At 63.6% G+C, this 16,782-nt stretch carries 19 protein-coding genes and 2 tRNA genes; 14 read left to right on the forward strand and 7 right to left on the reverse strand.

Going from position 1 to position 16,782, the window contains the following annotated elements; genetic code table 11:
* The first annotated feature begins 65 nt into the window (after nucleotides 1–65).
* Nucleotides 66–779 carry a substrate-binding periplasmic protein gene (locus J4G43_RS32595; RefSeq protein ID WP_208087459.1) on the forward strand — a complete coding sequence of 238 codons (714 nt, stop codon included), beginning with the start codon at nucleotides 66–68 and terminating at the stop codon, nucleotides 777–779.
* Nucleotides 780–789: 10 nt separating this feature from the next.
* Here J4G43_RS32595 and J4G43_RS32600 read toward each other — a convergent pair whose 3' ends face one another.
* Both J4G43_RS32600 and J4G43_RS32605 read right to left on the reverse strand, forming a co-directional pair.
* Complete coding sequence (locus J4G43_RS32600; protein ID WP_208087460.1) at nucleotides 790–993, reverse strand: hypothetical protein; 204 nt, start codon at nucleotides 991–993, stop codon at nucleotides 790–792.
* A 26-nt stretch (nucleotides 994–1,019) separates the two neighbouring features.
* Nucleotides 1,020–1,229: a hypothetical protein gene (locus J4G43_RS32605; RefSeq protein ID WP_014494462.1), complete on the reverse strand. Its 210-nt coding sequence runs from the start codon at nucleotides 1,227–1,229 to the stop codon at nucleotides 1,020–1,022.
* Between the two features lie 166 nt (nucleotides 1,230–1,395).
* Here J4G43_RS32605 and J4G43_RS32610 point away from each other — a divergent pair, with 166 nt between their 5' ends.
* Nucleotides 1,396–1,776, forward strand: a complete 381-nt coding sequence (locus tag J4G43_RS32610) for a YciI family protein (protein ID WP_208087461.1) — start codon at nucleotides 1,396–1,398, stop codon at nucleotides 1,774–1,776.
* A 9-nt stretch (nucleotides 1,777–1,785) separates the two neighbouring features.
* On the opposite strand, the gene J4G43_RS32615 is transcribed toward J4G43_RS32610, so the two are convergent.
* Nucleotides 1,786–2,376, reverse strand: coding sequence for a TMEM175 family protein (locus J4G43_RS32615; protein ID WP_208087462.1), 591 nt, complete (start codon nucleotides 2,374–2,376; stop codon nucleotides 1,786–1,788).
* Nucleotides 2,377–2,504: 128 nt separating this feature from the next.
* On the opposite strand from J4G43_RS32615, the gene J4G43_RS32620 reads away from it, so the two are divergent.
* The 8 genes from J4G43_RS32620 to J4G43_RS32655 all read left to right on the forward strand — a co-directional run bounded on the left by J4G43_RS32620 (nucleotide 2,505) and on the right by J4G43_RS32655 (nucleotide 12,044).
* Nucleotides 2,505–4,562 (forward strand): ATP-dependent helicase, encoded by a 2,058-nt coding sequence (locus tag J4G43_RS32620; protein WP_208087463.1) that lies wholly within the window; start codon nucleotides 2,505–2,507, stop codon nucleotides 4,560–4,562.
* A gap of 113 nt (nucleotides 4,563–4,675) precedes the next feature.
* Nucleotides 4,676–5,599, forward strand: coding sequence for a LysR substrate-binding domain-containing protein (locus J4G43_RS32625; protein ID WP_208087464.1), 924 nt, complete (start codon nucleotides 4,676–4,678; stop codon nucleotides 5,597–5,599).
* A 257-nt stretch (nucleotides 5,600–5,856) separates the two neighbouring features.
* A complete protein-coding gene (locus J4G43_RS32630; protein ID WP_225005249.1) occupies nucleotides 5,857–6,927 on the forward strand; it encodes an ABC transporter ATP-binding protein in 1,071 nt (356 codons plus the stop codon).
* Nucleotides 6,928–6,972: 45 nt separating this feature from the next.
* Nucleotides 6,973–8,037, forward strand: a complete 1,065-nt coding sequence (locus tag J4G43_RS32635) for an ABC transporter substrate-binding protein (RefSeq protein ID WP_208087466.1) — start codon at nucleotides 6,973–6,975, stop codon at nucleotides 8,035–8,037.
* Nucleotides 8,038–8,130: 93 nt separating this feature from the next.
* On the forward strand, nucleotides 8,131–9,009 hold the full coding sequence (locus J4G43_RS32640) for an ABC transporter permease (RefSeq protein WP_208087467.1): 879 nt from the start codon (nucleotides 8,131–8,133) through the stop codon (nucleotides 9,007–9,009).
* Nucleotides 9,006–9,806, forward strand: a complete 801-nt coding sequence (locus J4G43_RS32645) for an ABC transporter permease (RefSeq protein WP_063982540.1) — start codon at nucleotides 9,006–9,008, stop codon at nucleotides 9,804–9,806. The genes J4G43_RS32640 and J4G43_RS32645 overlap by 4 nt, the downstream gene beginning before the upstream one ends.
* A gap of 42 nt (nucleotides 9,807–9,848) precedes the next feature.
* Nucleotides 9,849–10,856 carry a dimethylarginine dimethylaminohydrolase family protein gene (locus J4G43_RS32650; RefSeq protein WP_208087468.1) on the forward strand — a complete coding sequence of 336 codons (1,008 nt, stop codon included), beginning with the start codon at nucleotides 9,849–9,851 and terminating at the stop codon, nucleotides 10,854–10,856.
* 156 nt (nucleotides 10,857–11,012) lie between these two features.
* Nucleotides 11,013–12,044, forward strand: coding sequence for an LLM class flavin-dependent oxidoreductase (locus J4G43_RS32655; RefSeq protein ID WP_208087469.1), 1,032 nt, complete (start codon nucleotides 11,013–11,015; stop codon nucleotides 12,042–12,044).
* Nucleotides 12,045–12,165: 121 nt separating this feature from the next.
* Here the strand turns inward: J4G43_RS32655 and J4G43_RS32660 are convergent.
* Nucleotides 12,166–12,251: transfer RNA gene (locus J4G43_RS32660), tRNA-Tyr, on the reverse strand.
* Between the two features lie 206 nt (nucleotides 12,252–12,457).
* On the opposite strand from J4G43_RS32660, the gene rlmB reads away from it, so the two are divergent.
* Nucleotides 12,458–13,288 (forward strand): 23S rRNA (guanosine(2251)-2'-O)-methyltransferase RlmB, encoded by an 831-nt coding sequence (gene rlmB, locus J4G43_RS32665; protein ID WP_085405379.1) that lies wholly within the window; start codon nucleotides 12,458–12,460, stop codon nucleotides 13,286–13,288.
* 125 nt (nucleotides 13,289–13,413) lie between these two features.
* Here the strand turns inward: rlmB and J4G43_RS32670 are convergent, their stop codons facing one another.
* Nucleotides 13,414–13,929 carry a hypothetical protein gene (locus J4G43_RS32670; protein WP_208087470.1) on the reverse strand — a complete coding sequence of 172 codons (516 nt, stop codon included), beginning with the start codon at nucleotides 13,927–13,929 and terminating at the stop codon, nucleotides 13,414–13,416.
* 56 nt (nucleotides 13,930–13,985) lie between these two features.
* Nucleotides 13,986–14,471 carry a hypothetical protein gene (locus J4G43_RS32675; RefSeq protein ID WP_071912719.1) on the reverse strand — a complete coding sequence of 162 codons (486 nt, stop codon included), beginning with the start codon at nucleotides 14,469–14,471 and terminating at the stop codon, nucleotides 13,986–13,988.
* A gap of 307 nt (nucleotides 14,472–14,778) precedes the next feature.
* Here J4G43_RS32675 and J4G43_RS32680 point away from each other — a divergent pair, with 307 nt between their 5' ends.
* Together J4G43_RS32680 and J4G43_RS32685 are read left to right on the forward strand one after the other, a co-directional pair.
* A complete protein-coding gene (locus J4G43_RS32680) occupies nucleotides 14,779–15,252 on the forward strand; it encodes a hypothetical protein (protein ID WP_208087471.1) in 474 nt (157 codons plus the stop codon).
* Nucleotides 15,253–15,374: 122 nt separating this feature from the next.
* Nucleotides 15,375–15,659: a hypothetical protein gene (locus tag J4G43_RS32685; RefSeq protein WP_208087472.1), complete on the forward strand. Its 285-nt coding sequence runs from the start codon at nucleotides 15,375–15,377 to the stop codon at nucleotides 15,657–15,659.
* A gap of 4 nt (nucleotides 15,660–15,663) precedes the next feature.
* Here J4G43_RS32685 and J4G43_RS32690 read toward each other — a convergent pair whose 3' ends face one another.
* Nucleotides 15,664–16,065: a hypothetical protein gene (locus J4G43_RS32690; protein ID WP_208087473.1), complete on the reverse strand. Its 402-nt coding sequence runs from the start codon at nucleotides 16,063–16,065 to the stop codon at nucleotides 15,664–15,666.
* A 369-nt stretch (nucleotides 16,066–16,434) separates the two neighbouring features.
* Between J4G43_RS32690 and J4G43_RS32695 the strand changes: the two genes are divergently transcribed.
* Nucleotides 16,435–16,509, forward strand: a tRNA-Thr gene (locus J4G43_RS32695).
* The last annotated feature ends 273 nt before the right edge of the window (nucleotides 16,510–16,782 follow it).

Below are 16,782 nucleotides of genomic sequence, written 5' to 3' on the forward strand. Positions count from 1 at the left end.
CCACCCCAGGTGGATCGCGGCCATCCGAATCCAATGGGAGCAATGCGAGGTAAAGGAGGCGCGTCATGTGGCGGATCATCGTCGCCTGCCTGTCATTGCTCGCCGCCGGTCCGTCGCACGCGCAGGAGCTCATCCGGCTGGCGCGGATCGCCGACATCCCGGATCAATATGTCGGCGGCGAGATGCTGCGGGCCGTCTACGCCAAGCTGAATATCAAGCTGGCGTTCGAGGACGTCCCCGGCAAGCGCGCGCTGGCGCTGTCGAGCGCCGGCGAGGTCGATGGCGAGATCCAGCGGATCGGAACACTCTCCAGCGACTACCCGACGCTGATTCAGGTGACGCCGGCGATCAACTACATCGAGCCGACGGTCTTCGCGACGAAACTCCGTTTCGACGTCGCCGGCTGGAATTCGATCAGGGAGTACAGCATCGGCATCGTCCGCGGCGTCGGCTCCTCAGAGGCCAGGACGCGCGGCATGGCCCGCGTCACCGCGACCACCAGCCTCGAGAACATGATCAGGATGCTCGACGCCGACCGTTTCGAGGTGATGGTCACCGACCTCTTCAGCGGGCTCGTCGCGGTGAGGAAACTCAATCTGCAGACCAGGATTGTCCCGCTCTCACCACCGCTGGAGCGCATCCACATCTACCATTATTTGCACGAACGCCATCGCGATCTGGTGCCGAAGGTCGGCAAGGTGATCGCGCAGATGGAAGCGAGCGGCGAGCTGGCAACGCTGCGCGAGGCGCTGGTCAAACAGGTCCTGAGCACGCCGTGACGGCGCCGGGTCAGCTCGCGCGAAGCCGCTCACGCAGGGCAACGGCGGCAATCAGCATGCCGACGCACCAGGCCATGACCGCCCGATGAGGCTCGTCTCCGAGCAGCACGGTGATGATGCTCGTCAGCAGGCACGGCGCGATTGCCTTCCCCGTCCGGCTCATCAGCGCAAGCAGGAACGGCATCGCCGCGATCGATATTTGCAGGACGTCCATGTCGAAAGACGGTGGCGCCGAAGACTTCAGAAGCCACATACATTGAGCGCGCGCGGGCGTTTTCCGCGGCGGCTTTCGACGATCCGCTCGCCGCCGTTCTCGGCCGAGCTGCCGTAATAGCGGTGGTGGCCGGACTGGTCGTGCAAATCCGCGGCTTCCGACTTTCCCGCCCGACGCGCGTCGCAGATGATCTTGATGGTCGACATGGCCGCCTCCGAAGTGTTCTTGGTGGCCATCAGTCGCCTCGGCTTTGGGCAGCGTTCACCTCCGAGGGCGGCAATCGGGTTTCAGGACGGTTTCGTCGCAACTTACGCGACGCAATATGTTAGTCTCCGGGATTGTCGGTATCGACCGCGCTCATACATACTTCGGACTACGAGCTCAAAAACAAACGAGGTGATGATGCTTTACGCCATCCTGGCCTATCATGTGGAAGACGAGATTTTGTCCTGGACGCCGGAGCAGGACGCCGCGGTCGTGGCCAAAGTGATCGAGGTTCAGGCACCCTTGAGGGCAAGCGGCCACCTTGGGCCGGCCGCTCGTCTGGATGAGACCCGAAAGGCGCACACCTTGCGCGGCCCCGGCGCGGGCATGGTGCTGGACGGCCCGTTTGCCGAGACCAAGGAGCAGCTTCTCGGCTTCCACCTCGTCGACTACGATACCGATGAGGAAGCGATCGCGGCGGCGCGGAAGCTGCGCGAGATCAACCCGTCGGCGGTCTACGAAATCCGTCCGGTCAAGCTTTACGTGCCGGCCGACGGGTTCGGCGCGACAAAGGGATGAGCCGCCGCCTCACGCATCTGGTTCGGCCCGCCTGACGTAGAAGCGCTGGATCAGCAGCCCGCCAAAGGCGATGAACCACACGTAGGGCGCGACGTGCGGCGCGAAGGCCGCAACGATCGTGCCCGGAATGAACACCAGCAGCGGAAACATCGAGGCCATGATCTCGTGGCGCCAGCCGCCCAAAATCGTCCACCACAGCCAGGCATTGAGGCCGGCGATCGCGGTCAGATGCAGGCCGTAGAGCACGGCCACCGCGCTGCTCATGCTGTAATTGGTGTAGAGGCCGTTGGTCACCGGCAGCAACACAATCGACAGCAGGAAGAACAGGTTGAGGATCACCATGCCGCGGCTGCCCACGGGCTGGCGTGCGAGCCGGCGGTGGTGGCTGATCCAGAACACGCCGGCGATGATAAAGCTGAGCGCGAGACCGGCGAGCTTGCCGGAATAGACATGGGCGAGATCGCTCCAGCTCGGGGCACTGGTGAACACCGCGGCCTTGGGCAGGTCGTAGGCGAGCAGCGTCATGGCGACGCCAAAGATGGTGTTGCTGAGCGACTCCAGCCGCCGCATCTCGAACTGGTCGGGCTTGAGCTCGGTCATGCCGGTTGCGTGGTTCTCGGGCTGGAACTTCGGGCCGTGTTGTCCCTAGGTCTTAACATTGGTTCCGTCCAGCCGCATTGCGATTCGCGCCGGGATCGCCGACTCTCACCCTTTCACCGGGGCGATTCGTGGCGACATATCTGGACACGCTCAATGCGGAGCAGCGCCGCGCCGTGGAGCATGGCGTCGCCGACGGCGCGACCGTGGGCGCCCCCCTGCTCGTCATCGCCGGCGCGGGCTCCGGCAAGACCAGTACGCTCGCCCATCGCGTCGCGCACCTGATCGTCGCAGGCGCCGATCCACGACGCATCCTCCTGATGACGTTCTCCCGCCGCGCCGCGGCCGAGATGGCCGGCCGGGTTGAGCGCATCGCCCGAAAGGTGCTGGGCGAGAACAATGCCGCGATCATGCGCGACGCCCTCACCTGGGCCGGCACGTTCCACGGCATCGGCGCGCGCCTCCTGCGCGAATATGCCGAGCGGATCGGCGTCGATCCAGCCTTCACCATCCACGACCGCGAGGATTCCGCCGACCTGATGAATCTGGTCCGGCACGAGCGCGGCCTGTCGAAGACCGAGAGCCGCTTTCCCGCCAAGGGCACGTGCCTGTCGATCTACTCGCGCTGCGTCAATGCCGAGATGGAGATCGAAAAAGTGCTTGGCCAGCATTATCCTTGGTGCGCCGGCTGGGCCGCCGAACTGAAGGGCCTGTTCGCGGCCTATGTCGAGTCCAAGCAGGCCCAGCACGTGCTGGATTACGACGACCTGCTGCTCTACTGGTCGCAGATGATGAGCGATGCGCTGATCGCCGAAGAGATCGGCGGCCGCTTCGATCACGTGCTGGTCGACGAATATCAGGACACCAACCGCCTGCAATCCTCGATCCTGCTGGCGCTGAAGCCGGATGGACGCGGGCTAACCGTGGTCGGCGACGACGCTCAGTCGATCTATTCGTTCCGCGCCGCCAGTGTTCGCAACATCCTTGATTTTCCGCAAAGCTTCTCCCCCCACGCCGAGATGATCACGCTCGACCGCAACTATCGCTCGACGCAACCCGTGCTGGCGGCGGCCAACGGCGTCATCGGGCTTGCGCGCGAACGCTTCACCAAGAACCTGTGGACCGACCGCAGCTCGTCGCAGAAGCCGCAGCTCGTCACCGTCCACGACGAGGCCGACCAGGCCCGCTACATCGTCGAAGAGGTGCTGGCCAACCGCGAGCAAGGCGCGCTGCTCAAGCACCAGGCGGTGCTGTTCCGCACGTCCTCGCATTCCGGTCCGCTGGAGATCGAGCTGACCCGCCGCAACATCCCCTTCGTCAAGTTCGGCGGACTGAAATTTCTCGATGCCGCGCATGTCAAGGACGTGCTGGCGCTGCTGCGCTTTGCCGAGAATCCGCGCGACCGCGTCGCCGGTTTCCGCATCCTGCACCTGTTGCCTGGCGTCGGTCCTGCCACCGCGCAGCGCGTGCTCGACCAGATGGCGGAGAGCACCGATCCGCTTGCCGCACTCGGCCAGCTTGCGGTGCCGCCACGCACCGGTGCCGAGTGGACCGACTTCGTCCGCACGGTCGGAAATCTGCGTTACTCGGAATGGCCCGCCGATCTCGAGCGCGTGCGGCTCTGGTATGAGCCGCATCTCGATCGCATCCACGAGGATTCCGAGACGCGCCGCGCCGATCTCATGCAGCTCGAGCAGATCGCGAGCGGCTACGCTTCGCGCGAAAAATTCCTGACCGAGCTCACGCTCGACCCGCCGGATGCGACCAGCGACAAATCAGGTCCTCCGCTGCGCGACGAGGACTATCTGATCCTCTCCACCATCCATTCGGCCAAGGGCCAGGAATGGAAGTCGGTGTTCGTGCTCAACGTCGTCGACGGCTGCATGCCGTCGGATCTCGGCGCCGGTACCTCGGCCGAGCTCGAGGAGGAGCGCCGCCTGCTCTATGTCGCGATGACGCGCGCCAAGGACGATCTGCATCTCGTCGTGCCGCAGCGCTTCTTCACCCACGGCCAGCAAGCCAAGGGCGACCGCCACGTCTACGCCTCGCGCACCCGCTTCATCCCGGAATCCCTCGTCTATCTGTTCGAGCGCACCGCCTGGCCGAAAGCGGCTTCGGCTGCGGCCCGCACGGCAGCGCAGGGCCCGAAGATCGATATCGGGGCGCGGATGCGGGGGATGTGGCGGTAGGTGGATCCGAATCCCAGTACATCGATCCCTCGGATTGGCGCGGATCCTGCTTTCGCTGGTTGGTTTGGTGAGCTAGATCATCTGGAAAGAGGTGGCTTTTGCCAGAGGATCGCTTGTCACTGCGGCTTCCGTCGCTCAATGCCCTGAGAGCCTTCGAGGCTGTCGGCCGCACCGGCAGCATCAAGGCGGCAAGCGATGAATTGTCGGTGAGTCCGACCGTCGTCTCCCGACACATCCGCAAGCTCCAGCTCGATCTCAATGTCGCGCTGGTTGCGGCGCACGGACGCGGCCTGCTGCTGACGGCCGCCGGCGAAGCATTCCACGCCCGGGTCACCCGCGCCTTCGACATCCTGCGCCAGGCCAACGAAGATGTTCGTCCGGCCAGCCGCCGAACCCTAACGATCTGGTGCATTCCCGGCATAATCAATCAGCGCCTGCTCGCCTGTTTGCCCGCGCTCATGGCCAGTCTGCCGAACTACGACATCGCCCTGTATCCAACGCTGTCGCGTGCGGACTTCACGCGCGGCGAGGCTGATGCCGAGATCGTTCACATGAACATGATGATCAGCCGCCCGAAGGTCAGGACCGAGCTGATCGCGGCGCCGAAGATTCATGCCGTCGCAAGCCCCGCGTTCAGGGCGCGCCATCCCGTCGTCACTCAGGCTTCCGATTTCCTGAACCTGCCGCTGATCCACGAAGCCTCAACGCTCTATTGGGAGCAATGGTTCGAAAATGCGGGGGTCACCGACCTGCCGATGTTGCGAGGACCGCACCTCTGGCATGCCCATCTGACGATCGAGGCCGCAAGACAGGGACAAGGCGTCGCACTCGCGAACACGCTGCTCGTCGAGGAGGACCTCGCCGCAGGCAGACTGGTCGATCTTAGCCCTCACCCCGTCAGTCTCGGCGGTTACTACTTCGTCGCTGTTGCCAGACGTTGGGGCGACCCCGAACTGGTGGTGCTGCGCCGCTGGTTGAAGGAAGCATTCCAGGGGGGCATCGCCAGGACAATCGATGCGGCGGCTCGTTCTGAATAGGCCGCCTGTCCAGCGACAACGCCGACGCTCATCGTCGGCACACCGAACGCACTGATTGCAACCGTCGGCCACCGGCGGGTCAATCGTTCAAAAAACACACCATACAGATGCAAATTAGATGATTGTTGCGATTTTGGCTCTCGGCCAATCTGCAGGGATACACGGATCTCCGCACGTTCTGCCGCCGTAGCCAGAAGACGAGAATGACCAGCAACAATTTCATAAGTGTGTCAGCTTCCGCAGGAGTTGATCACGATTTGAAGATCGAGAGGCTCGTCAAGTTCTACGGAGACTTCGCGGCGCTGAACGATGTGTCCCTCACCGTCAAGCGCGGAGAATTTCTGACGCTGCTGGGGCCCTCGGGCTCAGGCAAGACCACGCTGCTGATGTCCATCGCCGGCTTCGTCCAGCCCGATCGCGGCGACATCCTGCTGGGCGGACAGAGCATCCTGCGACTCCCTCCCGAGCAGCGGAATTTCGGTATGGTGTTCCAGGGCTACGCCCTGTTTCCGCACATGACCGTGTACGACAACGTCGCGTTCCCGCTGAAGGTGCGCAAACGGCCTGCCGCCGAGATCAAGAGCAAGGTCGATGCCGCCATCGATCTGGTGCAGCTGAGCTCGCAAGCCGGCCGCTATCCGCGCCAGCTCTCCGGCGGCCAGCAGCAACGCGTCGCGCTTGCCCGCGCGATGGTCTTCACGCCTCACCTGCTTCTGCTGGACGAGCCGCTGAGCGCGCTCGACAAGAAGCTGCGCGCAGAGCTGCAAGACGAGCTGAAGCGATTGCACAAGCGGATCGGCCTGACCTTCATCTACGTCACCCATGACCAGGACGAAGCCCTGTCGATGTCAGACCGGATCGTGGTGATGCGAGACGGCAAGATGGTCCAGCAGGGATCGCCGACCGAGCTGTACGAGCGGCCCGCGACAAGCTTCGTCGCCAACTTTCTCGGCAAGAGCAATTTCCTCAAGGGCAGCGTGGACAATCACGTGGCCGGCGGCTTCGTGCTGACCCATCAGGGCGTGCGGATCATCCAGGCGAGCGACGACTGCAATCGCCCGGCGATCGGCCAGCCCGTCGTGATCGCCCTGAGGCCGGAGAAGATCACGCTCGCCGGCAAAACCGGTCAACCCGACAATACGCTCAAAGGCGTCGTCTCCGAGTGGAGCTATCTGGGCTCACAATTCCGGCTCGTGGTCGCCACGCCGGAATTCGGCGACGTCGTCGTGATGATGCCGACCTGGCGACATGGCGAGCCGCCCGTCGCCGGCGACGCCGTAACGATCGGTTGGGACCACAGCGCCGGGACGCTGGTCACCGATGCCTGAACTGCAGTGCCGCAACAGTCGAAACAAACGAATGGGGCTTCCGTCATGAACGAACGCAATTCAATTTTCACCCCGACCCGGCGCGCCCTCCTGAAGGGAGGCGCCAGCCTTCTCGCCGCTCCCGCAGTGCTCGCCGCCGGCGCTGCCCGCGCAGAGGCGCGCAAGGAGGTCGTCGTGGTCAATTACGGCGGCGCCGCCATGAAGGCTTTCGACGAAGCCTATGTGCAGCCGTTCGCCGCGCAGGGCGGCCGCATGGTGCTGGACGGCAGCGGCCCCCTCAACGGCAAGATCCTGACAATGGTCCAGTCGCGCAACGTCACCTGGGACATCTGCGATTGCGGCGTCACGACGCTGGCCGAGCTCGGGCCGCGCAACGCCCTGGAGAAGATCGACTACAGCATCGTCGACAAGAGCAAGGTCGCCACGGAATTCGCCTACGAGAATGGCGTCGTGAACTACATGTTCTCCTCCGTGCTCGCCTGGGACACGGCCAAGGTCAAGGAGACGCCGACCCTCGCAGACTTCTTCGACCTGAAGAAATATCCCGGCCGCCGCATGGTCCGCAAGGATTCCCAGGCCATGCTCGAGCTGTGCCTGATCGCCGACGGTGTCCCGCTCGACCAGCTCTATCCGCTCGACGTCAAGCGCGCCTTCGCCAAGCTCGGCACCATCAAGAAGGATGTGCTCTACTGGAACAGCGGCGCCGAAAGCCAGAGCCTGATGCGGGACGGCGAATGCGTCATGGGCCTGTTGTGGCACACCCGCGCCAACGTCCTCAAAGCCGAGACCAATAACCGCATCGCCTACACCTTCAAGGACGGTCTTCTGCAGCCCGGCTTGTGGGTCGTGCCGAAGAACAATCCGGCCGGCCCCGAGGCCTTCCGCGCCATCGCCTCCATGCAGCAGCCGGAGGGGCAGGTGAAACTTCTGACTGCGATGGGCAACGGTCCCTCCAACCCGGCGGCCCAGTCCATGGTGCCGGAAGCGCTGCGCGCGACCAATCCGGCCGATCCCGCAAACGCAGCGGTTCAGGCCAGGATCAACGCGGCCTGGTACATCGAAAACCATTCCAAGACCTTCCAGGCCTATCTGGATTTCATCTCCTCCTGACGTCCGTTACCGGCGGCGTGGCGCTCCTCGGCGCCGCGCTGCCAAAACCTCGCCAAAACCGCGCAAAGCCCCGAGCGCCCGGGTCCGATATCGATGAGCTCTCCTGCAGATCAGCTGACGCCCTCGCCGTCCCGTCCGGGCTTCGGCGTAACCGCGCGCTACTGGCTGCTGATCCTGCCGGCCCTGGCGCTGATGATCGTTTGTTATATCTACCCGATCTCGAAGGTGCTCTGGTTGAGCGTCACCGAGCCGCGGCCGGGCCTCGACAACTACGCCATGCTTGCGACCAGCGCGTCGATCCAGCGCATGCTGGCGACGACGGCGCGCATCAGCGTCATCAGCACGCTGATCACGCTCGTGCTCGCCTACATCGTATCCTACGCGCTGGTCCATACGAGCGAGCGGGTCCGCCGCTGGATGTTCCTCGGCGTTCTCGTGCCGCTGTGGATCTCTGTCCTGGTGCGCGCCTTCGCCTGGTTTGTGCTGCTGCGGCGCGAGGGTCTCATCAACAACATCCTGATCTCAAGCGGACTGGTTGACGCTCCGCTCAGCCTGATCTGGAACGAGACCGGTGTGCTGATCGGCATGGTCCACTACATGCTGCCCTTCGGCATCCTCCCCATCTACGCCAACATGCGCGACATCGATCAACGATGCGTTGCCGCAGCCCGGGGCCTCGGTGCCAGCCGCGCCGTCGCGTTCCGCCAGGTGTTCCTGCCGTTGTCGATGCCCGGAGTCGTCGGCGCCAGTATCCTCGTGTTCATCTTCTCCCTTGGCTTCTTCGTGACCCCGGCCATTCTCGGCGGCGGCAAGACTCTGATGATCGCCGAATATATCAAGGTCCAGATTCTCGAGATCGTCCGCTGGGGCGTTGGCAGCATGCTGGCCGGCACCCTGCTCATCATCATCGGCGGGCTGCTTGTCGCGCTCGCCCGCGTCGTCGATCTGCGCAAGCTGTTCGGGTCCATATGAGCACCAGCAGCACCGCATTCGAAGGCTCCTCGCCCATGACGCGCTCGATCGCATGGGCGATTATCTGCTTTCTCGTCCTGCCCATCACCATCGTCTTCGCGGTGTCGCTGACCGATCGTCCCTATCTGTCGCTGCCTCGCGACGGCGTCTCGCTGCAATATTATCGCAACCTGCTGACCAGCCAGGCCTGGCTGACGAGCATCCTGCACAGCCTCGTCATCGCGATCTGCTCGACGGTCATCGCGACGGTCGCCGGAACGCTCTGCGCTATCGGATGCTGGCGTCTCGGCAACCGTGCCAGCAATATCGTCCGCCTCGTCATGCTGATGCCGATCATGGTGCCGACCATCGTCTACGCGCTCGGCATCTATCAGGTCTGGGTGGACCTCAGGCTGATCGATACCTACACCGGCGTGATCATCGCCCATGCGGTGACCGGCATGCCCTATGTGATCATCACCGTCTCGACGGCACTCGCCGGCTTCGACCCCAGGCTCGAACAGGCGGCCCTCAACCTCGGCGCCAGCATTGGCCAGACGCTGCGCATGGTCATCATTCCGAACATTCTGCCGGGCATCATCTCCGGTGTGATCTTCGCCTTCATCCACAGTTGGGATGAGCTGGTGATCGTGCTGTTCATTGCCGGCCGCGGGGTTTTCACGCTTCCGCGGCGGATGTGGGACGGCATCAACGAACAACTCGATCCCACCATGGCCGCAGTCGCCGCCGTGCTCATCCTGATCACGGTCAGTCTTCTCTTCATCGATATCGCAGTCCGGGCGTACCGCTCGCGTTGAGCCCGCATGCGCCACACCAACCACTTCCCGCAGGAGACCCTCATGTCGATCATTTCCGAGCCAGAATTTCGCTACAACATGCTGATCAAAGCGTTTCCGTCGCGCGCCGAACCGGCCTTCGAGACGGAATCGGAGCAGGTCGGCGTTTGGGGGCGCCGCTGGGGCTGCAACAACGACGTCGGCCAGATCCGGATGGTGCTCATGCATCGCCCCGGCGCCGAGTTGAATATCGTTGACGCGAACAAGCGCCTGCCCGAGATCGGCGCCTTCGGCGACCCCGAGCAAGGCTGGTACTGGCGCGGCGACGTGATCCCGGATCTGGCCGCACAGCAGAGCCAGCATGACGCGCTCGCTCAGGCGTTACGCGAGGAAGGTGCGGAGGTCGTCTATGTCGATCAATGCGCGCCGGGCAAGATGAAGACCGTCTACACGCGCGACAGCGTGATTGCCGTCGACGGCGGCGCCATCGTCACCCGCCTCGGCCCCCCCATCAGGCGCGGGGAAGAGCTGCCGGTCAGCCGTACCCTGGCCAAGCTCGGGATGCCGATCCTCAGGACGATCTCCGGCACGGGACTCATGGAAGGTGGCAGCTTCGCCTTCATCACGCCCAAGGTCGCGGTCGTGGGGCTGTCGAGCCGCGTCGACGAGGAAGGCGCACGCCAGCTCGAGGAAGTGTTGCGCACGCAGGGCGTGGAGCTGCTGCGCGTCCAGCTGACCGGCTATCGGCTGCACATCGACGGCATGTTCGTGATGATCGACCGCGATACCGCCTTCGTGAACCCGACGTTGCTGCCGTTCTGGTTCCTTGAAAAATTGAAGGAACTCGGGATTCGTCAGATCGAGGTCTGTCCCGATGACCAGAACTGGGTGATCAATTGTCTCGCCGTACGCCCGGGCCATGTCATCGTGCCCGAAGGCATTTCGCCGCGGACCATGGAGAAATTCGCCAAGGCCGGCATCACCACGCGCGTTGTGGCTTACGACAAGGTCGCGCTCGGCGGCGGCGGCATCCACTGCTCGACCTCGCCGCTGATCCGCGATCCGCTCTGACTGTCATGAGCACGAGGCGGCAACGACATCTGCCGCCTCGTGACCGCGCTGAGAGCAAGGGTCTACCAAACGGAAACCAAGCATTTCCGAAACCCGCCTTGTGACCCGGCGGCCATCCACTAGATGTCGTCGATCCTCCCCACAGAGACCTGATCGATGACCGCACCGCTCGAATTCGGACTGGATACCTTTGGCGACGTCACCAGGGACGCGAGCGACGCCATGCTTCCCCATGCGCAGGTGATCCGCAACGTCGTCGACGAAGCCGTGCTGGCCGACGAGCTCGGCATCGACTTCATCGGCCTCGGCGAGCACCACCGATCTGATTTTGCGATCTCCTCGCCCGAGACCGTGCTCGCCGCGATCGCGTCGCGCACCAGGCGCATCCATCTCGGCTCGGCCGTGACGGTGCTGAGCTCGGACGACCCCATTCGCGTGTTCCAGCGCTTTGCGACTCTGGATGCGCTCTCCAACGGACGTGCCGAGGTGATCCTCGGCCGCGGCTCCTTCACCGAGTCCTTTCCGCTGTTCGGCTTCGACCTGCGCGCTTACGAGGCGCTGTTCGAGGAGAAGCTCGACCTGTTCACGGCACTCTTGTCGCAGCAGCCGGTGACCTGGGAGGGCAAGCTGCGTCCGCCGCTGAAAGATCAACTGGTCTATCCGCCGGTCGAGAATGGCCGGCTTAAGACCTGGATCGGCGTCGGCGGCAGCCCGCAATCGGTGGTGCGCGCCGCGCATTACGACCTGCCCCTGATGCTCGCGATCATCGGCGGCGATCCCGCGCGCTTTGCGCCTTACGTCGATCTCTATCATCGCGCCTTCAAGGAGTTCGGCCGCCCGGCGCAGCCGATCGGCGTGCACTCGCCCGGTTACGTCGCCGAGACGGACGAACAGGCGCGCGAAGAGCTGTGGCCCGACTACAAGGCGATGCGCGACCGGATCGGCAAGGAGCGCGGCTGGCCGCCGATGGGCCGCGACGAGTTCGTCAATGAGGCCGAGCACGGCTCGCTCTATGTCGGCTCGCCGGAGACCGTCGCGCGCAAGATCGCCAAGACCGCAAAGGCGCTTGGCATTTCGCGCTTCCAGCTGAAGTATTCGGCGGGGCCTTTGCCGCACGAGAAGCTGATGCGGAGCATCGAGCTTTACGGGGGGAAAGTGGTGCCGCTGGTCAGGGAGATGATGGGGTGACTTACGCTCTGAGCCAGTCCGCCTACGCCCTCCGGGCTACGGCGCGACAGCCTTCGCTAGCTTCGCGTGACGGTGACTTGGTCTGGCTTGCCCAGCCGTAGCTCGCGAAGCGAGCGAAGGCTGGTGGGGGAGGCAGGACTCGAACCTGCGAAGCCATGAGGCGGCTGATTTACAGTCAGCTCCCTTTGCCACTCGGGACACTCCCCCGCTCGACGGCAGCACAATCGGGCCGGACCTTGCCGGCGACCGAAGACGGCCATGGAACGTGAAGGCCGCGACAGCCCGGATGGGGGCGCGACCGGGCGCGTTTATGGGCGATGCGGTGGGGCAAAGTCAACCGAGGCGAACAGCTAAAATCGCCCCCGAAGCCACCCAAATTGCCATATTCCGGGACCCGTGACACAAGCGAGCCCATGAAGGATCGAAAATTTACCCCAAGGGGCCCCCGCGGCGGGGCTAAGCCCTTCAACAGGCCCGGAAAATCAGCCGGCCGGCCGGCCTGGCGCGACCGCGATTCGCAGTCCGACGGACCGGTCATCCTCTATGGCTGGCACACCGTGACCATGGCGCTGGCCAACCCTCAGCGGCAGATCCGCAAGCTGACGCTGACCGAGAACGCCGCAAAGCGGCTTGCGGACGAGAACATCGCGACCCGCGTCGCGCCCGAGATCGTCCGGCCCCAGGAGATCGACCGCCTGCTGTCGCCCGACGCCGTGCACCAGGGCCTGCTGGCCGAGGCCGACGCCCTGCCCTCGCCCGACATCGAGACCCTGGACCAGGAAGGCATGGTGCTGGTGCTCGACCAGATCACCGATCCGCACAATGTCGGCGCCATCCTGCGCTCCGCAGCGGCGTTCGCGGTGAAGGCGATCGTCACCACGGCACGGCACAGCCCCGAGGCAACCGGCGTGCTGGCCAAGGCCGCTTCCGGCGCTCTCGAGCTGGTGCCAATGGTGACCGTGCAGAACCTCGCCCGCGCACTCACTGCGCTGAACGAGCGCGGCTTCCAGACCGTTGGGCTGGACAGTGAAGGCAGCGAGGACCTCTCGAACGTCACGCTGCGCGAGCCGCTCGCGCTGGTGCTTGGTGCCGAAGGCAAGGGCCTGCGGCAACTGACCCGCGAAACATGCAGCGTCGTGGCGCGGCTCGACATGCCCGGCGAGATCAAGAGCCTCAACGTCTCCAACGCCGCTGTGCTCTCGCTCTATGTCGGCGCGAGCCGGCTCGGGCTGATGAAGCGGTAGAGCGTTTTCGAGCGACGTGGATACCGGTTCGCGTAAAGAAAACGCGTCAAACTAAGAATCCAAGCAACAAAACGCCCATCCGCATCGCGCGGACGGGCGCTTCGTCAACTCAACCAATCAAACGATCAGTAATAGCGGCGCAGCACGCGGTGGCCGCCGTAATACGGCGCGCGGTGGGCGTAGCCGTAGCGCGGACCGTAGCCGTAGTGCGTGCGCGGCAGATAGCCGTAGCGCGGGCCATAGCCGTAGCGATACGGACGGTAGTACGGGCGCTGATAGGGATAGGCGGCGGGGGCACGATAGCCATAGCCGTTGCCGTAGCCATAACCACGGCCGTAGCCGTAGTTAGCGGGCGCGACGACCGCGTCCTCACGATAGGTCGGGTACGGCGCGAATGCGCCCGGTCCGGTGTAGGTCGGCCCCTGGTTGACGTAGTAATACTGCGTGGCCGGCTCGGCGAGGTGCTCAAAGCCCCATCCGCCATAACCCGGGCCATAGCCCCAGCTACCGCAACCCGTGTTGCAGCCGCTATAGACCGGCGCAACCGGTGCGCACGTGCTGAAGCCGCAAGCCGCGGCGGGCGCGGTGGCGACGAACATCACGGCAGCCGCCGCAACCAGTCCCGAAATCATCTGACGCATTACTCTCTCCTGTTGATTTTCGTATCTTGGATTTTTTCTTGAATTTTTGACGTTTCTTAAGTTGGCGGCCTTCCGGGCGCCTGTGCATGCGGCCGCGGCCGAGGACGCCGCGGACGGTCGTTGATCTCAGGCGCAAAGATCACCGGCGGCGGATTGACGGGCACGTCCATCTGCGGCGGCAGCGGCGCCGATTGCACACCCCAGCTCTGGTGATAGCTCTCGGCGGGCCTGGGCAATTTGCGGTTGGCGGGCGGCTCGACCTCGAGTCGGCCGTAGCCGGGCCGCAAGCCCATGGTCGGATAATAATGGCCGACGTCCTCGGGCTGCCGCTCGGCGATGTAGCGCCCGCCATAGATGGTCGGCTGCACCTGGACGTTCTTGCCGAGACCCCAGACACCCTCGACCACGCTGTAGGACGCGTCGATGTTGTCGATGATGATGGGCACGCCCGGGCGGCCGGGAACGACGATATCGAAGCCGCCGCCGGCAAACGCCGTCGCGGGCAATCCGATCAGAAAGGCGGCGAGCGCGAGAGCGCGCATGGAAGGATCCCGGTTTATCCGACGCTCAACCTATCCGATCGCCACGCGGAGAGGGTTAAGGCCCGCTCACCAATTTCCGGTAAGCCTAACGTGCAAGGGGCGATAGCGGCTCAAATGCCGCAAGCTGCGCTAGCGAAGCGTTAACGGGACACAAACCCGCCGCACATGCTGGATCGCACGAGGTTGCGTGACACAAACCGCACATCCTCCGCGGGCTCACGTCGATGTGACCCCACATGCGAGAATCCGCGGAACGACTGCCGGATGGCGCGCTTAGCACAGGTCTCAACAACATGGAGCAAATGCCATGACGAGCCTGAAGCTTCTTGGCTTGGCCGCGATCGTCGCGTCCACGCTGGCAACACCGGCCTTCGCGCAAACCACAGTCGACAATTCGGGCCGCTGTACGGGGCTCTTCCAGGATCCCAATTGCCAGAATCTCACCCCCGGCAATCCCACCACCGATCGCGCCTATCGGCGCCGGCACATGGCCCGCGGCCAAGTGAATCCGAATGACGAAACTCGATCGGGCTTCTGGCCGGTCGACACCGCAGGCGCCGTTGCTGGCGCCGCCGTCGGTACCGCGGCAGCCGTTGCATCCGCGCCGTTCCGCGGCTGGGACAACTCCTACGCCTATGACACCTCCGGTGGATATGTCGGCGGCCGCAGCGAAATGGGCTGGTACGGCAATTGGGATACCTATGCGGCCCGCAACGGCATCGTTTGCCGGCCCGGGACCTGGTACAAGGGAGCGGACGGCCTCCAGCACATCTGCCAGTAACACGGCACAAGTCGGGTGAAGAGGATCAGGCGGCCCTACGGGCCGCCTGTTTCATGGCGGCGAAACGCACCTCTGGAAGCATGGAATGCCGAAAAGTTCACTTCGCGGATATGAGGTGACACATGAAACGACTACCCGGCACCGCCGCCATCGTCCTAGCCTCCGCAACACTGCTCGCCCTGACCGGCGCCGCGCACGCGGTCGATCACGGCAAGGCCGCCAGTGACTACGGTTTTGCGAACGCCTCCCTCGAACTCTATTGCAAGGGTATCCTGACCGTGGCCGATGCGAAGGAGAAAGCCAAGCTCGACCGGATGTACCGAAACAATTCACGCTGGAAAAAGGACTACGCCGAGGGTTACGACCACATCGCGGTCGCTAATGCTTTAGCGCGGCGCGTTCGCTAACTTCTTAGCGACCCTTTCTCTTCATGATCTCGTCTATCATCATGAGCGTATCTTGATACGCTTGATCCATCACCGGGCGGCAAGTGCCCTCGAATTGATCACGCAACACTTTGATGTTGTCGCACTTGCGCGACATCTCGTTTGTCATCTTGTCGTTGGCGATAGTAGCCAAGGCTCCAACCGCTTCTTTGGAAACGCCAGCCTGCGCACCTATGCGAATGCTGCGACCGTGCAACACGCCTGCTGCAGTCTTGAGTTTGCCGAGCAAAGGGTCGCTTGGGTCTTTTTGCTCACGACAGACGGCATCAATAGTCGCGTAATTCGCGCAGTTGATTGCATCGTCTAGAGGCGCCGCCTGAGCGTCGGCGGCTGCGAGTGCAGCGGCGATGGCGAGAAAGCGTTTCATGTCTCGTCCTCACTCCAAAGGGACGTATTTGGTTCCGAGACCGCGCAAGGCTTTGACAGCTTTGGAGCACCATCGTTTTGTCAGCCTTAGTCTTCCAAGAATTGATTGACGGTTGCGTCGACGATCATCCGCTCTTTTGGTCTGACATCCTTCGCCCGTACCTCCAACGGGGGCAGTCTGGTTTCACAAAGCGTTCTCCGGCTCTACACATTTTCTGCCAGGCGGCGGTGCGGACAAGAGCGCAAGCCAGTCAGACTAGACCTACACCCCGACTGCGGCTATATCGACGCAAACGCTGCCCGACCGTGCACCCCAACGTGCCGACCGGACAAGTTTCTTCTCGTTAACTGCTTATAATTGTTTGGTTTTGCCGGCTTAGCTCAGCGGTAGAGCAGCGGTTTTGTAAACCGAAGGTCGGGGGTTCAATCCCCTCAGCCGGCACCAAATAATTCATATGGTTCAATATGATATAGCAGTCACCAGTTTGACACGTCGGAAGTTTTGCCCGAAAAAGCCACCGGGAAGCCACGGAAAAAGTTAAACGCCTGCACCCTTCGGAGCGGGCTTCGGCAGCGGATTGCAGTCTCGGCCTGCGCATCATTGGCCGCCTGCTGAGTCACACTCAGGCTGCCACCACCGCGCGCTATTCGCATGTCGCGACCGATCCCGCGAAGCGCGCTGCAGACTTCATCGCTGGACAGATCCCCGACGGATGAT

It is taken from the genome of Bradyrhizobium barranii subsp. barranii (assembly GCF_017565645.3).
GTDB classification, from domain to species: Bacteria; Pseudomonadota; Alphaproteobacteria; order Rhizobiales; family Xanthobacteraceae; genus Bradyrhizobium; species Bradyrhizobium barranii.

What these genes read in the sequence shown, in the direction of transcription:
- J4G43_RS32675 (WP_071912719.1), bottom strand. Translation starts at nt 14,471, where the DNA reads ATGCGCGCTCTCGCGCTCGCCGCCTTTCTGATCGGATTGCCCGCGACG.
- J4G43_RS32610 (WP_208087461.1), top strand. Translation starts at nt 1,396, where the DNA reads ATGCTTTACGCCATCCTGGCCTATCATGTGGAAGACGAGATTTTGTCC.
- J4G43_RS32685 (WP_208087472.1), top strand. Translation starts at nt 15,375, where the DNA reads ATGAAACGACTACCCGGCACCGCCGCCATCGTCCTAGCCTCCGCAACA.
- J4G43_RS32645 (WP_063982540.1), top strand. Translation starts at nt 9,006, where the DNA reads ATGAGCACCAGCAGCACCGCATTCGAAGGCTCCTCGCCCATGACGCGC.
- J4G43_RS32605 (WP_014494462.1), bottom strand. Translation starts at nt 1,229, where the DNA reads ATGGCCACCAAGAACACTTCGGAGGCGGCCATGTCGACCATCAAGATC.
- J4G43_RS32595 (WP_208087459.1), top strand. Translation starts at nt 66, where the DNA reads ATGTGGCGGATCATCGTCGCCTGCCTGTCATTGCTCGCCGCCGGTCCG.
- J4G43_RS32670 (WP_208087470.1), bottom strand. Translation starts at nt 13,929, where the DNA reads ATGCGTCAGATGATTTCGGGACTGGTTGCGGCGGCTGCCGTGATGTTC.
- J4G43_RS32615 (WP_208087462.1), bottom strand. Translation starts at nt 2,376, where the DNA reads ATGACCGAGCTCAAGCCCGACCAGTTCGAGATGCGGCGGCTGGAGTCG.
- J4G43_RS32690 (WP_208087473.1), bottom strand. Translation starts at nt 16,065, where the DNA reads ATGAAACGCTTTCTCGCCATCGCCGCTGCACTCGCAGCCGCCGACGCT.
- rlmB (WP_085405379.1), top strand. Translation starts at nt 12,458, where the DNA reads ATGAAGGATCGAAAATTTACCCCAAGGGGCCCCCGCGGCGGGGCTAAG.
- J4G43_RS32655 (WP_208087469.1), top strand. Translation starts at nt 11,013, where the DNA reads ATGACCGCACCGCTCGAATTCGGACTGGATACCTTTGGCGACGTCACC.
- J4G43_RS32640 (WP_208087467.1), top strand. Translation starts at nt 8,131, where the DNA reads ATGAGCTCTCCTGCAGATCAGCTGACGCCCTCGCCGTCCCGTCCGGGC.
- J4G43_RS32680 (WP_208087471.1), top strand. Translation starts at nt 14,779, where the DNA reads ATGACGAGCCTGAAGCTTCTTGGCTTGGCCGCGATCGTCGCGTCCACG.
- J4G43_RS32600 (WP_208087460.1), bottom strand. Translation starts at nt 993, where the DNA reads ATGGACGTCCTGCAAATATCGATCGCGGCGATGCCGTTCCTGCTTGCG.
- J4G43_RS32650 (WP_208087468.1), top strand. Translation starts at nt 9,849, where the DNA reads ATGTCGATCATTTCCGAGCCAGAATTTCGCTACAACATGCTGATCAAA.
- J4G43_RS32635 (WP_208087466.1), top strand. Translation starts at nt 6,973, where the DNA reads ATGAACGAACGCAATTCAATTTTCACCCCGACCCGGCGCGCCCTCCTG.